Annotated in this window: 16 protein-coding genes; 9 read left to right on the forward strand and 7 right to left on the reverse strand. The window is 59.9% G+C overall.

Annotation, left to right across the window (positions count from 1 at the left end; genetic code table 11):
• Nucleotides 1-33: 33 nt before the first annotated feature.
• Nucleotides 34-1,281, reverse strand: coding sequence for a serine hydrolase domain-containing protein (locus D3Y59_RS01755; RefSeq protein WP_119443472.1), 1,248 nt, complete (start codon nucleotides 1,279-1,281; stop codon nucleotides 34-36).
• A gap of 310 nt (nucleotides 1,282-1,591) precedes the next feature.
• Between D3Y59_RS01755 and nhaA the strand changes: the two genes are divergently transcribed.
• The gene (gene nhaA / locus D3Y59_RS01760; RefSeq protein ID WP_119443473.1) at nucleotides 1,592-2,770 is read left to right on the forward strand and encodes a Na+/H+ antiporter NhaA; all 1,179 of its coding nucleotides are present in this window, start codon (nucleotides 1,592-1,594) and stop codon (nucleotides 2,768-2,770) included.
• Nucleotides 2,771-2,850: 80 nt separating this feature from the next.
• On the opposite strand, the gene D3Y59_RS01765 is transcribed toward nhaA, so the two are convergent.
• A complete protein-coding gene (locus D3Y59_RS01765) occupies nucleotides 2,851-3,876 on the reverse strand; it encodes a threonine aldolase family protein (RefSeq protein ID WP_119443474.1) in 1,026 nt (341 codons plus the stop codon).
• Nucleotides 3,877-4,104: 228 nt separating this feature from the next.
• Between D3Y59_RS01765 and D3Y59_RS18140 the strand changes: the two genes are divergently transcribed.
• On the forward strand, nucleotides 4,105-4,263 hold the full coding sequence (locus D3Y59_RS18140) for a hypothetical protein (RefSeq protein ID WP_162910472.1): 159 nt from the start codon (nucleotides 4,105-4,107) through the stop codon (nucleotides 4,261-4,263).
• A 126-nt stretch (nucleotides 4,264-4,389) separates the two neighbouring features.
• Here D3Y59_RS18140 and D3Y59_RS01770 read toward each other — a convergent pair whose 3' ends face one another.
• Nucleotides 4,390-4,884: a metallophosphoesterase family protein gene (locus tag D3Y59_RS01770; protein WP_119443475.1), complete on the reverse strand. Its 495-nt coding sequence runs from the start codon at nucleotides 4,882-4,884 to the stop codon at nucleotides 4,390-4,392.
• A 247-nt stretch (nucleotides 4,885-5,131) separates the two neighbouring features.
• Between D3Y59_RS01770 and D3Y59_RS01775 the strand changes: the two genes are divergently transcribed.
• Both D3Y59_RS01775 and D3Y59_RS01780 read left to right on the forward strand, forming a co-directional pair.
• Nucleotides 5,132-5,824, forward strand: coding sequence for an NUDIX hydrolase (locus D3Y59_RS01775; RefSeq protein WP_119443476.1), 693 nt, complete (start codon nucleotides 5,132-5,134; stop codon nucleotides 5,822-5,824).
• A gap of 44 nt (nucleotides 5,825-5,868) precedes the next feature.
• Entirely contained in the window at nucleotides 5,869-6,357 is a 489-nt protein-coding gene (locus D3Y59_RS01780) for a hypothetical protein (RefSeq protein WP_162910473.1), read from the forward strand.
• Nucleotides 6,358-6,426: 69 nt separating this feature from the next.
• On the opposite strand, the gene coaD is transcribed toward D3Y59_RS01780, so the two are convergent.
• From coaD to D3Y59_RS01800, 4 genes are all read right to left on the reverse strand, one after another.
• Nucleotides 6,427-6,894: a pantetheine-phosphate adenylyltransferase gene (gene coaD / locus D3Y59_RS01785; protein ID WP_119443478.1), complete on the reverse strand. Its 468-nt coding sequence runs from the start codon at nucleotides 6,892-6,894 to the stop codon at nucleotides 6,427-6,429.
• A gap of 105 nt (nucleotides 6,895-6,999) precedes the next feature.
• Nucleotides 7,000-7,896, reverse strand: a complete 897-nt coding sequence (locus tag D3Y59_RS01790) for a DUF3822 family protein (RefSeq protein ID WP_162910474.1) — start codon at nucleotides 7,894-7,896, stop codon at nucleotides 7,000-7,002.
• A 60-nt stretch (nucleotides 7,897-7,956) separates the two neighbouring features.
• Nucleotides 7,957-8,460 (reverse strand): NUDIX domain-containing protein, encoded by a 504-nt coding sequence (locus D3Y59_RS01795; protein ID WP_119443480.1) that lies wholly within the window; start codon nucleotides 8,458-8,460, stop codon nucleotides 7,957-7,959.
• A gap of 39 nt (nucleotides 8,461-8,499) precedes the next feature.
• Nucleotides 8,500-9,108, reverse strand: a complete 609-nt coding sequence (locus D3Y59_RS01800) for a DUF4126 domain-containing protein (RefSeq protein WP_119443481.1) — start codon at nucleotides 9,106-9,108, stop codon at nucleotides 8,500-8,502.
• A gap of 85 nt (nucleotides 9,109-9,193) precedes the next feature.
• On the opposite strand from D3Y59_RS01800, the gene D3Y59_RS01805 reads away from it, so the two are divergent.
• The 5 genes from D3Y59_RS01805 (at nucleotide 9,194) to D3Y59_RS01825 (ending at nucleotide 12,456) form a co-directional block, all read left to right on the forward strand.
• Nucleotides 9,194-9,655 (forward strand): PaaI family thioesterase, encoded by a 462-nt coding sequence (locus tag D3Y59_RS01805; protein WP_119443482.1) that lies wholly within the window; start codon nucleotides 9,194-9,196, stop codon nucleotides 9,653-9,655.
• 10 nt (nucleotides 9,656-9,665) lie between these two features.
• Nucleotides 9,666-10,037, forward strand: a complete 372-nt coding sequence (locus D3Y59_RS01810; RefSeq protein ID WP_119443483.1) for a four helix bundle protein — start codon at nucleotides 9,666-9,668, stop codon at nucleotides 10,035-10,037.
• Between the two features lie 53 nt (nucleotides 10,038-10,090).
• Nucleotides 10,091-11,536, forward strand: a complete 1,446-nt coding sequence (locus D3Y59_RS01815) for an ATP-dependent DNA helicase (protein ID WP_119443484.1) — start codon at nucleotides 10,091-10,093, stop codon at nucleotides 11,534-11,536.
• Nucleotides 11,537-11,581: 45 nt separating this feature from the next.
• Nucleotides 11,582-11,854 carry a hypothetical protein gene (locus tag D3Y59_RS01820; protein ID WP_162910475.1) on the forward strand — a complete coding sequence of 91 codons (273 nt, stop codon included), beginning with the start codon at nucleotides 11,582-11,584 and terminating at the stop codon, nucleotides 11,852-11,854.
• Between the two features lie 98 nt (nucleotides 11,855-11,952).
• On the forward strand, nucleotides 11,953-12,456 hold the full coding sequence (locus D3Y59_RS01825) for a DUF1573 domain-containing protein (protein WP_119443486.1): 504 nt from the start codon (nucleotides 11,953-11,955) through the stop codon (nucleotides 12,454-12,456).
• Nucleotides 12,457-12,511: the final 55 nt, after the last annotated feature.

The following is a 12,511-nucleotide window of genomic DNA, read 5'->3' on the forward strand; positions in this document are numbered from 1 at the left end:
GGGTTGAGAAGGCAGCGGAATCGGGCTGCCAAGTTACTTGCCCATGCTTTTCAGCACGCGCTGCACCAGGCCGTCCATGGCTTTGTCCTCTATCCAGCGGGCTACTATCACGAGGTCGTTTTCCTGATCGACGTACACAATGTTGGCGCCGGCCCCTAGGTGCGCAAAGGCCGTGGCCGGGGCGCTGGGGTACAGCTTGCGGTCGGTGTTCAGGAAGTAGTTCATGAAGCCGTAGGTGGGCTGCACGGGCGTGGGCGTACGAGCCAGCTTCAGCCATTCGGGGTCAATTAGCTGCTTGCCGTTCCACTGGCCGTTGCGGAGCGTGAGGTAGCCAAAACGGGCCTGATCGAGCGCCGAAATGAACAGGCCACCGCCCCAGTGCGAGCCGCCGCTTACCGCTTGCATGGGCACGCCATCTATTATTACCCACGAGTTTTCGTAGCCCGTCCAGCGCCACGAGCTGGAGGCACCGATGGGGTCCATCACGCGCTCTTTGAGCACTTGCGGCAGCGGGCGGCGCCACACGTTCATGATGGCCAGGGCCAGCACGTTCACGCGGGTATCGTTGTACTTGTACACCGAGCCGGGCGCATTGCGCGGGCGCGTGCGCCACTCGTTGGCGGAGCCCTGCGGGCGGTCGGCCCAATCGGGCTTGCCCCACAGCGTACCCTCCCAATCGGAGGTTTGGCGCAAGAGGTGGTCCCAGTTGATAAGGCGGTTGTGCTCGGTGCCGAACAACTCAAGCACGTCCTGCTGGCCTAGCTCGTCGGCTTTGTTGGCCGCGGTGTTCCAGGGGTTGAAGGGGATGATGGGCGCCATGTACGGCGCCACTTTGTCGTTGAGGCTTCGGATGAGTCCATCTTGATAAGCCAGGCCCACCATCGTCGACACAAAGCTCTTGGCCACGCTGAAGGTGAGGTCCGTACGCTCGGGCTCGCCCCACTGCGCCACGATGTAGCCGTTTTTGATGATGAGCCCGGTGGGGGCGCCGCGCTCCTTCATGGGGCCAATGGGGTAGCCGAACGGCTCGCGCCCGAATGCGCTTTGGTAGTGCGCATCGCGCAGGTCTCGCGGCGCTTTGCTTTCGTTGGCAATGGCGTATTGCACGGCCTCTTGGAGCGCGGCAGGGTCCAGACCTAGGGCTTCGGGCCGGCGTTGCTCCCAATTGTTAGGAGCCGGAAAGTAAGCTTTGGTTTTGCGTTGCGCTTGCGCTAGGCCTAGGTGCACCAGGCAGAGCAGCAACAACAGCAGCGAACGGACAGAAGTAGCGGAGCAAGGCATGATGACAAACCTAGTGTTTTCGGAAACTGCCTGCTGCTGGTGCTCCGAAAGATTCCTGAGGCTCGGGTGGTAGTTTGAACGACAAACGGCTTGGCCAACCGCTGGGTTGTTGGCTGCAATGAGCCCGAGTGAAGGATACTTTTCGTAGCGTATGCTTAAAGCTTGAGCCTTACATTTGGCTACTATTGGCAGTAAAAAGCACGCTGAAGCCGTATGTAGGATTTTGTTGTACGGTCTGCATCAGGGTGTGCCAATTTTATCAGCAGCCGAGCTTACAGGCTTAGCGGTTGGTATATCTTACGTTGAACTTATGCCACTTCGCCGCATCATCAGCCCCATTCGCGAACTATCCGAAAGCGGTAAGCTGGCCGGGTTGCTGTTGTTGCTGGCCACGGTGGTGTCGTTGGTGCTGAGCAACACGGCCGCTGGCCCAAGCTACACCGCGTTTTGGGAGTTGCACGTTGGGTACGGGCCGCTCGATAAGTCCGTGTCGCACTGGATCAACGACGGGCTCATGGCCGTGTTTTTCTTTGTGGTGGGGCTCGAGATTAAACGCGAAGTGCTCTACGGCGAGCTGGCCGAACCGCGGCAGGCCATGATGCCGGCGCTGGCAGCTGTGGGCGGCGTAGTGCTGCCGGCTGTTATTCATTTAGCCTTTACGCGCGGTACGCCGGCTGCCTCGGGTTGGGCCATACCCACGGCTACCGACATTGCCTTTTCCCTAGGTATCCTGTCGTTGCTCGGCGACCGGGTGCCGTTTGGGCTGCGCGTGTTCCTGACCGCCTTGGCCATCATCGACGACTTGCTAGCCGTCATCATTATTGCGGCCTTCTACACCAGCAGCATACACACCGGGTTTTTGCTGGGAGCGGCGGGCATTTTTGCCATGCTGGTTTTGCTCAACCGCTTCAAGGTTAAGCCACTCGGGTTGTATGTGCTGCTGGGCTTGGGGCTGTGGTTTTGCGTGCTGAAATCGGGTGTGCACGCCACCATTGCGGGGGTGTTGTTGGCCCTGAGTATTCCTACGGATCGGCTCGAAGACTTGGAGCACGCCTTGCAAAAGCCCGTCAACTACCTGATTTTGCCGCTCTTTGCCTTGTGCAACACGGCCATTGTGCTGTCGGCTGATATTGTGCCCGAGCTGTTTTCGGGCTTGGCCCTAGGTATTGGGCTGGGCCTGCTGATTGGCAAGCCGCTCGGCATTGTGGGCGTAACGTGGCTAGTGGTGCGCATGGGGCAGGGGCAACTGCCCACCAACGTTGATTGGCGCCGGTTCGTAGGGCTGGGTTTCACGGCGGGCATTGGGTTCACCATGGCCATTTTTATTGCCACGCTTTCGTACCAAAACCCAGCGGCCATCGACGTGGCCAAGCTGGCGGTGCTGCTTGGGTCGGCGGTTTCGGCCCTGATCGGCATGGCCATCTTGGCGCCGGGGCAGCTTACCGAAGAGCCCGCCGAAACGCACCGAGTGAAAGAAGAAGCGCACTAAACCAAGCCACACCAACGCGGCAAGGCCCCGCAACCAACGCTGGTTGCGGGGCCTTGCTCACTGAGAGACCTGGCAAGCACCTAGGCGTACTGCGGCACACTACGGATGGCCTCGAGCACGCGCTCAATGCCGGCGTCGTCTACATCGAGGTGGGTTACAAAGCGCACCATTTGCGGCCCGAACGCCGAGGCTTTCACGCCGAACTCGCCTAGGTGCGCCAAGAACTGATCTTCGGTAAGACCCTCGCGCAGCCGGAAAATGACCAGGTTGGTTTCGGCCGGCAGTACGTACTCGACGTAGGGCGCTTGTTCCAGCGCTTCGGCTAGTTGGCGGGCCCGGCGGTGGTCGTCGGCGAGGCGCTCCACGTGGTTTTCGAGGGCATACAGGCCGGCGGCAGCCAGGTAGCCGGCTTGGCGCCAGCCACCGCCCATGGCCTTGCGGATGCGCTTGCACTTGCGAACGAACTCCTGCGTGCCCACCAGCACCGAGCCCACCGGCGTACCCAGGCCTTTGCTCAAACAAATCGAAATTGAATCGAAGAGCTGGCCGTAGTCTTCGCTGCGCTGGCCAGTGGCTACCAGGGCGTTGAAGATGCGGGCGCCATCGAGGTGCAGCGGGATGCCTTTGCTTTTGGCCAGCTCGGCAATTTCTTCGAGGGCTTGCCAGCTGTAGCAGCTGCCGCCGCCGCGGTTGTGCGTGTTTTCGAGGCTGATGAGGCTAGTATTGGGGTAGTGCACGTTCTCGGAACGGATGGCTGCGGCTACCTGCGCCGCCGTGAGCCGGCCCCGCTCGCCGGGCAGCAGCGCCACCGAAGCACCCGAGTGAAAAGCAATGCCGCCCACCTCCCAGAGGTAAATGTGCGAGGTTTGCTCGCACACCACCTCCGACATGGGCTGCGTGTGCGCCTTAATGGCAATTTGGTTCGTCATGGTGCCGGAGGGGCAAAACAAACCAGCCTCCATGCCAAAGCGGCGGGCACATTCGTTTTCCAGCTCGCGCACGGTGGGGTCCTCTTCGTACACATCGTCGCCTACCTGCGCCCGGAACATGGCCTCCAGCATGGCAGGCGTGGGGCGGGTAATGGTATCGGAGCGTAAATCGATCATGATTATCGGATGTAGAAGCGCTTGGGCAGGCGCTTTCGCGTTTGCAGATGAGCCAGCCCCGCCAGCCGGTGGGGCATTTACGGGTACCAAACTACGGCCCGTACGCCAACTTGCCGCTATATTTGCCGCCCGAATTGGCAACAAACACCGGGCAATGCTCAGAACGTGTTGAACTTTTGATTACCTTTGCCCCCTCATTCTGCAGAATAGACTCAAACCGACCGCGTCATGACCGCTACTCGTCTTAAGCGTAAGCACCGCAAGAACATCGCCCGCGCCAACAACAAGGTGCAGGAAATTAAAGACCTCCTCCGTACGCCCGTTCTGAAGAACGTGGACATCGAGGAGCTGAAGGCTAGCTTTAAAAAGAACGAAGCTGCTGCCTAAGTTTTAAGCCGCGGCTTCCTCCGCGGGAAGCCGAAACGGCATTCCGGCCGGTCGGCTGGTTATAGCAAAAGCGCCTTGCGTGGCCACGCAAGGCGCTTTTGCTTTTATAAAGTAGGCTCACCCGTGCTACACGCGTGCACCGAGTTCTACCGCCTGCAACTGCTCTACTTTGCCGTTCTCAACCCGAAACTTGAGAAGCGTGCGCACTTTATGAAAGCCGTGCTTACCGGCCGCGCCCGGGTTGAGGTGCAGGAGGCCCAACTGGCGGTCGGGCATTACGCGCAGAATGTGCGAATGGCCACAGATGAACAGCCCTGGCCGCTCTTGCTGCAGCAGCGGGCGCACGGGCGGCGCGTAGCGGCCGGGGTAGCCGCCAATATGCGTGATCAACACCTTCAGGCCATTCACTTCAAAAATCTGGTTTTCGGGGCAGCGCAGGCGGATGGTGCGGTCGTCGATGTTGCCGAACACGGCGCGCAGAGGCGCTACGGCCTGCAGCTCGTCAAGTACTTTCTCATTGCCTACGTCGCCGGCGTGCCATATCTCGTCGCAGCCTTGCAGGTGGTGCAAAATGCGGTCGTCGAGGTGGCTGTGGGTGTCGGAGAGCAGGCCGATTTGCATGGCGGTAGCGTTGAGGTTGCAGCTGCAAAGTACGCGGCCCGCAAACCTAGGGTGCTGCGGTGCTGCGAATATTCGGGCAGCGTGTTACCTTTCTTGCTCGCAACCGTATTTCGCCTAACTGGCCGTCACACCCGGCTGCCTTAGCTGGCCTTTAGCACCCAAGCACCTTTCGTATACCGAAATTAATGCTGTGTTTTGCAGCCCGCCAGACGACCCTCTGCTCCCATTTTCCTTCCGACTTGCCGCGATGAATGTTTTCATCAACGACATCCCGATAATCATTAAGAAGACCTCCGAAAAGGTCTACAAGCACCGTTACGACCTTATCCTAGGTCCTGAGGAAGAATTCATTTCGAAGGACTTGGTGGGCGATGTACTGGTGCGCGACGTAACGCCGGCTTTCATCGACCGCATGCTGCGCCTGATGGAGGTAAAAAAGCTGAAGAAGCTGACCTCCCTGACGCTCATGACCAAGAAAAAGAAGGCGCTCATCTTGCACCTCAAAGACCAGTTCAAGATAGCCAAAGCCGCCGGCGGCCTGGTGGTGAAGGATGGCCTGGTGCTGATGATTTACCGCCTGGGCAAGTGGGATTTGCCCAAAGGCAAGCTCAAGAAAGATGAAGACCCCGCCGAAGGAGCCTTGCGCGAGGTAGAGGAAGAGTGCAACATCAAGGTGTCGTTGGGCGACAAACTGCCCAGCACTTGGCACTCCTACGCCTACAACGGCAACAAAATCCTCAAGAAAACCAACTGGTACATCATGCAGTGCCTCGACGACGCGCTCATGAAGCCGCAGGCCGAAGAGTACATCGAGGAAGTGCGCTGGATGCATCCGCAGGAAGCACTTAAGGCCCTGGATGAGTCGTACGCCTCTATTTCGCTGGTGGTGCGCCACTACCTGAGCGAGGTGGCTGGCGCGGCCACCGTCACCAACAAATAGCCTTCGTTTGCCGGGGCGGCTCTCCGGCTTCATGCGTGCCCTTTATGCGTTTGAGTTGTCCGTGCCTGCTCGTACTGGTGATGTTCGTGTGTGCGGGAGCCGCTTGCACCCGCACCACGCCGGCCATCGAAACCGATGCCGCACCGGCTGCGCGTGCCAAATCCCGTGCGGCTCCGGCCCTGAACGTACCGGCGCTGGTGGGGCGCACCATCGACGAGGTGCGCGAAGTGCTTGGCAACCCGCGCGAAGCCCACGCCCAGCCCCTAGGTGCCGAGCCCACCGCCGCGCAATGGAACACCGGCCAGGCCCGCGAATGGACGAACACCTTTGATTACCAAGACGCCACGATTGTGGCCACGTTTGATGCCCGCACGCGCAAAGTGCGCGACTTGGTGTTGCTCGGGGGCAACGAAGACGAACTGATGCGGCGCGGCAACCTCGATTTGGTGAGCGACACTTACCTGGTGCTGCCCGTGCCCAGCCCCGTAGAGCCCTCCAAGATTACCGGTATCCGGGTGCTGGCCCGTAAATAGCCCACCCGCCCCAAACGCCGAACGCGGCAGCACCCCGAGGTGCTGCCGCGTTCGGCGTTTGGGGCGGACCTAGGGCTGTTGCGCCGGCGGCATTTTAAAGGGCACGAAATCATCGACGTTGCCGCCAAAGCGGTGGATTTCGCGGATGATGGTGCTGCTGATGGCGGCCAGGGGCGGGGAAGTAATCAAAAAGACAGTTTCCAGATCGGGGTTGACGTGGCGGTTGGCCTGCGCAATGGTGTTTTCGTACTCGAAATCGGTGGTGTTGCGCAAGCCGCGCAGCAGAAACCGGGCACCCGTTTCGCGCGCAAAGTCGGCCGTAAGTCCCTTGTACGCCTGCACCGAAACGCGCGACTCGTTGCGGAAAACCTCGTTAATGATGCTTACCGTCTGCTCGACGGGCAGGTAACGCGTTTTGCTGCTGTTGTTGCCAATGGCAATTATGATATGATCGAACAGCTCGGTGCCGCGGCGTACCACATCGAGGTGGCCGTTGGTAAACGGGTCGAAAGAGCCGGGAAATAAGGCAATGCGCATTGTAATGAGGAAGGAAGAAAGATGAATGAAGAACTAGCACGGGCCTGACCGAAGGACCACGGGCGAAACGCCTCATCGGTTTCTTCCTTCGTCATTTGTCATTCTTCACTCACACAAGTGCAGGCTGTACAGCTCGAAATAGCGGTACTCAAATACGTCGTTGAGGCGGTAGCTGTAGCTGAGGTCGTAGGGGCGGTTGCCGAAGCGGACGTTGCGGATGTACTTGCGCAGCACCGAGAACAGCTCCGAATCGTGCATTAGGTCGCCGTACACGGCTACGGGGTCGTCGTCGGGGTTCAGGCCTAACTCCTGCATCACCAGGATAACGTAGTAGATGAAATCTTCGGGCGTGCTGAAGCTAAAGACGTTGCAGAACAGCGGACGTTTTTCGCGCACCACGGCAACAGTCAGCTCGTGTGGGCCCACGCTCAAATACACCCTAGGCGGGCCTTGCCGCTCGCTTTGGTGCACCACGCCTTCGAGCAAGGCGCTGGTTTGGTGCAGCAACTTTTGCTGGGGGTAAGTACGCTCAAACCAGTCGGCCAAGGCCTTTTCAATCGAAAAAACGCTCACCACCTCGCGGTTGGGGTGCAAAAACCGACGTACCACCTCGTGCTGCGGATCGAGTTGGTGGTGCAAGCGTAGGTAGTTGGCCTCGTCGCCGTCGCGGAAGAGGGGCGCGGGCAGCAGCGTGAAATGGCGGTTTTGCACCGCCAGGCGCACACGGTTCCAGCCCTGCAGGCCCACCAAATCGTGGTGGCTGGCCAAGGTTTGCAGCTGGCCGGCGAGGGAGGTAGCAGGCTCGGGCGCGTAGTCTTCGAGCACCACAAACTTGTTGCGGCGCACATCGGCTACGCCCACACGCAAGCCGTGGGCCCCGGCCGTTAGGTACAGGTTGTAGCCCGCTAGGTTGTTGGTATCGAGGGTTTCGTCGCGCAGGCGGTGCAAAGCGGTAGGCAAGGCCACAGCGGCAACGAAATCGGCAGAATCGGCGTGAGACACAGGCGGCACAGCAGAACTAATATCTGCTAAAGGTAAGCAGGCCGCCGTTTTGTGCCGCAATCAGCGCAGCCGGAGTTGCGGAATATAGGCGTCGTCGGGGCTGATGAGGTCGCGCAGGATGGGGTGCACCTGCCGCGGCGGCAGCTGCACCAGCTCGCGCGGCGAAAGCCAGGCCAGCTGCGTGAGCAGTTGCTGGTCGGGGTGGTGCTCGGGGTCGGAACCTAGGCGCGGCAGGGCGGCAGGGTCGGTGGGCAGCACCTCAAAAAACATCTCGAGGGCTTGCAGCCGGTCGCCGTGGTACTCGTGCAGGTGCAAAAAGCGGCCAACTTGTACCACCAAGCCGGTTTCTTCCCGAAACTCGCGCACCACGCCCTCGCGCAAGGTTTCGCCAAACTGCCACCCTCCGCCTGGCGGCGACCAAAACGGTTCGTCGTTGGTCAATAAACCCCGGTGGGCCGTCAGCAGCAACGACCCGTCGTGCACCAGCAGGCCACACACGCGCACCCGGGCGCGTTCGGTATAGGCTTGTAGCAACGATTCGGGCGAGGCAGAGGAAACAGGCATAAGCAGGGCAAGCGGTGCGGTAACAGGGCCCTAAACCTATTAAACGCCCGTATGGTTGGGGCTACCGGCCGAAAAATTTGCGCGCCGACGTTGTCGCCAGCGCCACAACCGGCTGCCTATGAATACAATAGCCGCAATTGCCGCGCCGGCCATCAGCAGCGGCAAAAACAGGCCCAGCACCGAGCCCGCTATGGCCAGGGTATTCTCGAGGGTGGCGAGTACGGGGTTGCCCAAGCCGCCCGTGGCCGCCGTGGAGCCCGCTCGCAGCACGGCTGTGCCCGATTGGATAAGCCCGGCCGTACCGCCGCCTACCAACACGCCCAAGCCCCAACGCAGCATCGGGTTTAGCTCGGGGAGCGCGGCCGTCATCAGCAATGTGCCGGCCACAAACGAGGCGGGCGTGGTCAGCGAGTCGAGCAGGTTGTCAATTACCGGAAAGTAGTAGGCCAGCATCTCGGCTAGGGTGGCGGTGCCCAGCACACCTAGGGCGGCCCAAGTGCCCAACCACGCAAACCCCGGCGAAGGCGCCAAGTAGCCCGTGCGGTAAGCAATGCTGGCCGCCAGCAGGGGCACGAACACCCGAAAGCCGCTGCAAGCTGCCAAAGCCAAACCGAGCGCACCCGAAACAAGGTATTCCGATGGGTTCATGAGAATCAATGAGGTAGCCTGCGAAAAGATACGTGCTTTGGGTGCTGATTGGCGAAGGCCGACCTAGGGCGGTACCTTTGCGGCAATGTCTACTTCGCACACCACCGCCCCCGCCGACGACCTCACGGCGCGTATCCGCCGCAAGCTGGAGCGCCAGCACTTTATGCACCTCATCGGTGCCGATATTACCACCATTGAGCCGGGCCGCGTACAGGCCGAACTCGACCTAGGCAAGCAGCACCAGCAACAGCGCGGGTTTGCCCACGGCGGCCTCGTGGCTACCATGGCCGACCTCGTAGCCGGGTTTGCCGGCGTTACGCTCATCCCCGACGACCACGGCCTGGTAACCGTCGAACTGAAAGTAAGCTACTTGCACCCCGGCCTAGGTGATAAGCTGATAGCTACGGGTTGGGTGCTGAAAGGCGGCCGCCGCTTGCAGTTTTGCGAGGCCGAGGTGCGCGCTTTCGGCGGCAATAACCCAGAGGAAGGCTTGCTGATTGCCAAGGCTACGGCCACAATGGCTATCATCGAACCGGCGAATCAATGAGCAATTAACAATGAGCAATGATCAATGGTCGGCTGAGCAAAACGTTATCTTGGCCAAATCATATGCTTTCGCCGTGCGGATGCTGAAGTTGCACAAGCACTTGCGCATGGCTCAACAAGAGCACATTGTATCCAAGCAGGTCGTGCGGAGCGGTACGTCATTCGGCGCTAACGTTGAAGAGGCTATAGGGGCCATTTCCAAAGCCGACTTTTCCGCCAAAATGTCAATTGCCTACAAAGAAGCGCGCGAAACATCCTATTGGCTGCGGCTGCTCCACGATGCCGAATACCTGGAAGCACGGATGTTCGAGTCGTTGCACAACGATTGCCAGGAGCTTTGCCGCATCTTGTTTGCCATTTTACGCGGCAACGGCCGAGCATAACAACCCAAACTATTCATTGCTCATTGATCATTGTTAATTGATCATTGCCCCCCATGCTTACTACAAGAATACCTTCCGTCCGCAACTATTTCCCTTACGACCCCACCGAGGACCAGTCCACGCTGTTTGGGCAGCTCGATGGTTTTCTGAAAGACCAGCTACCCGGCCGGAAGGTGTTTTTGCTGCGCGGCTACGCCGGTACCGGCAAAACCACGGTTGTAAGCGCCTTGGTTAAGTGGCTCGATAAAATGGGCCGCAAGTACGTACTGATGGCGCCCACAGGCCGTGCGGCCAAGGTAATGTCGCAGTACTCGGGAGTGCCGGCCAGCACCATTCACAAACGCATTTACCGCAAGTCTGGTGGGTCGGAGAGCATGGCCTTTGCGCGGCAACCCAACCGCTCCGGCGAAACCATCTTTATCGTCGACGAAGCCTCGATGATTTCAAACGAGAAGTCGTTTGGCGAGAGTGCCTTGCTCGACGACCTGCTCGGCTACGTGTTCGAGAAAACCACCAACCGCCTGCTGCTCATCGGCGATACGGCCCAGTTGCCGCCGGTAGGCCAAAGCCTCAGCCCGGCCCTAGACCCCGGCGTGCTGGCCAGCTCGTACCGCTGCCGCGTGGAGGCCGCCGAGCTGCGCCAGGTAATGCGCCAGGCCGAGTCGTCGGGCATTCTGATGAACGCCACCGTGCTGCGCGAAGAACTGCGCGATGCGCAGGAAGCTACGCCGGGCTCCGCCGAAGCCAACCCCAACATCCAATTCATCACTAAAGGCTACCCCGACATTTACAAAATGGGCGGCGACAAGCTGGAGGATGGCTTGCGCTGGGCCTACCGGCACTATGGCCACGAGAATACCACCATAATTTGCCGCTCCAACAAAAACGCCAACCAGTATAACCAGCTGATTCGGCGCACCTTGTTCGACGCCGAGGATGAGATTGAGGCCGGCGACTACCTGATGGTGGTGCGCAACAACTATACCTGGCTGCCAGCCGAATCGGAAGCGGGCTTTTTGGCCAACGGCGACTTTGTGGAGGTAACCAAAATTGTGCGCCGCATCGAGGAATTTGGCTGCCGCTTTGCTGACGCCCGCCTGCGCCTCGTCGATTACCCCGACGAGCCTGAGCTTGAGGCGCGCCTGCTGCTCGATACCCTGCACACCGAAAGCCCCGCTTTCCCGGCCGACCGCTCCAAGGCGCTGTACGAGGCCGTAAGCGCCGATTACGCGCATCTTACCACCAAGAAGGACAAGGCAGCCGCCATGCGTGCCGACCCGTACCTGAACGCCCTGCAGGTAAAGTTTGCCTACGCGCTTACGTGCCACAAGGCACAGGGCGGCCAGTGGCCCGCCGTGTTCGTCGACCACGGGTTTCTGAAGGAAGACATGATCAACGCCGAGTTTACGCGGTGGTTGTACACGGCTGTTACACGTGCTTCCGAAAAGCTGTTTCTGTTGAATTTCAACGCCAAACTTGTTGACGGCGGCGCGGAATGAATCGGGTAGGGGCCGTGTTGGGGTAGCAACTTGTAGCTGCTCCGGATGAAGCTTGTTTGCGCCTTAGGTATTGGTTGGTGGTTGTGGCTGGGCAGCGCTCAGCTGGCAACGGCGCAGGTGCTGCCTGCGCGGCCGCAGCGCAAGGCTGTGCCGCCCGTTGTGGCGCGTGGCAACGCGCCCTCGGTGTGGCGCAACCAGGCCGCATCGGAGGCCAAGCAGCTCCCGCTTTCGAAGCAGGATAGGCAAGCTTACGAAAACTGCCCCGACCCCAAACGCTACGCCCGGAAGCACCGCCGCCAAATGGTGCGCATCTGGTAGTTTTGCTCACGGCCGTTCCTGCAATTGGTCCGATTGTTGGCAAGCGGCCCGAAAAGGTTAACTTGAATTACCCTCCAACTCAAACAGTCACCCGCACCATGAAAAAGGCACTTGTACTGGCGCTGTCGCTCTCGTTGGCCGGCTTCGCCGCTCAGGCTCAAACCCCCGCGACTCCCGCACAAGCCGCTACTGCCAAGGCGAATGGCCCTGCCATCACCTTCACCGAAATGAAGTACGATTTCGGCAAAATCAAGCAGGGCGACGTGGTAGAGCACACCTTTAAGTTCAAGAACACGGGCACCGCCCCGCTGGTAATTTCGAACATCGGCACTAGCTGCGGCTGCACCACACCCGACTGGACAAAGGAGCCGATTATGCCGGGCAAAACCGGCTCCATCACGGCCAAGTTTAACTCGGCTGGTAAGCTAGGCATGCAAAACAAAGTCCTGACCATTGAGTCGAACGCTGCGGGTGGCAGCACCATGGTTTCGCTGGTAGGCGAAATCCTCGACCCGGCCGCTCCCGCCGAAGCCAGCGTGGAAGCCAAAACCAAAGCCAAAGACGGCGAGGTGAAAACCAAGGTGAAGGCCAAGAAGTCGTAATTGCGGCTTAGCCGATAAAGCAAAGGCCCGGTTGGCAGCTGCCAACCGGGCCTTT

The organism is Hymenobacter oligotrophus (assembly GCF_003574965.1).
Taxonomy (GTDB): Bacteria; Bacteroidota; Bacteroidia; order Cytophagales; family Hymenobacteraceae; genus Solirubrum; species Solirubrum oligotrophum.

Excerpts from the sequence above, each read along its gene's own strand:
- D3Y59_RS01755 (WP_119443472.1), bottom strand. The coding sequence starts at position 1,281 with ATGCCTTGCTCCGCTACTTCTGTCCGTTCGCTGCTGTTGTTGCTGCTC.
- nhaA (WP_119443473.1), top strand. The coding sequence starts at position 1,592 with ATGCCACTTCGCCGCATCATCAGCCCCATTCGCGAACTATCCGAAAGC.
- D3Y59_RS01765 (WP_119443474.1), bottom strand. The coding sequence starts at position 3,876 with ATGATCGATTTACGCTCCGATACCATTACCCGCCCCACGCCTGCCATG.
- D3Y59_RS18140 (WP_162910472.1), top strand. The coding sequence starts at position 4,105 with ATGACCGCTACTCGTCTTAAGCGTAAGCACCGCAAGAACATCGCCCGC.
- D3Y59_RS01770 (WP_119443475.1), bottom strand. The coding sequence starts at position 4,884 with ATGCAAATCGGCCTGCTCTCCGACACCCACAGCCACCTCGACGACCGC.
- D3Y59_RS01775 (WP_119443476.1), top strand. The coding sequence starts at position 5,132 with ATGAATGTTTTCATCAACGACATCCCGATAATCATTAAGAAGACCTCC.
- D3Y59_RS01780 (WP_162910473.1), top strand. The coding sequence starts at position 5,869 with ATGCGTTTGAGTTGTCCGTGCCTGCTCGTACTGGTGATGTTCGTGTGT.
- coaD (WP_119443478.1), bottom strand. The coding sequence starts at position 6,894 with ATGCGCATTGCCTTATTTCCCGGCTCTTTCGACCCGTTTACCAACGGC.
- D3Y59_RS01795 (WP_119443480.1), bottom strand. The coding sequence starts at position 8,460 with ATGCCTGTTTCCTCTGCCTCGCCCGAATCGTTGCTACAAGCCTATACC.
- D3Y59_RS01800 (WP_119443481.1), bottom strand. The coding sequence starts at position 9,108 with ATGAACCCATCGGAATACCTTGTTTCGGGTGCGCTCGGTTTGGCTTTG.
- D3Y59_RS01805 (WP_119443482.1), top strand. The coding sequence starts at position 9,194 with ATGTCTACTTCGCACACCACCGCCCCCGCCGACGACCTCACGGCGCGT.
- D3Y59_RS01810 (WP_119443483.1), top strand. The coding sequence starts at position 9,666 with ATGAGCAATGATCAATGGTCGGCTGAGCAAAACGTTATCTTGGCCAAA.
- D3Y59_RS01815 (WP_119443484.1), top strand. The coding sequence starts at position 10,091 with ATGCTTACTACAAGAATACCTTCCGTCCGCAACTATTTCCCTTACGAC.
- D3Y59_RS01820 (WP_162910475.1), top strand. The coding sequence starts at position 11,582 with ATGAAGCTTGTTTGCGCCTTAGGTATTGGTTGGTGGTTGTGGCTGGGC.
- D3Y59_RS01825 (WP_119443486.1), top strand. The coding sequence starts at position 11,953 with ATGAAAAAGGCACTTGTACTGGCGCTGTCGCTCTCGTTGGCCGGCTTC.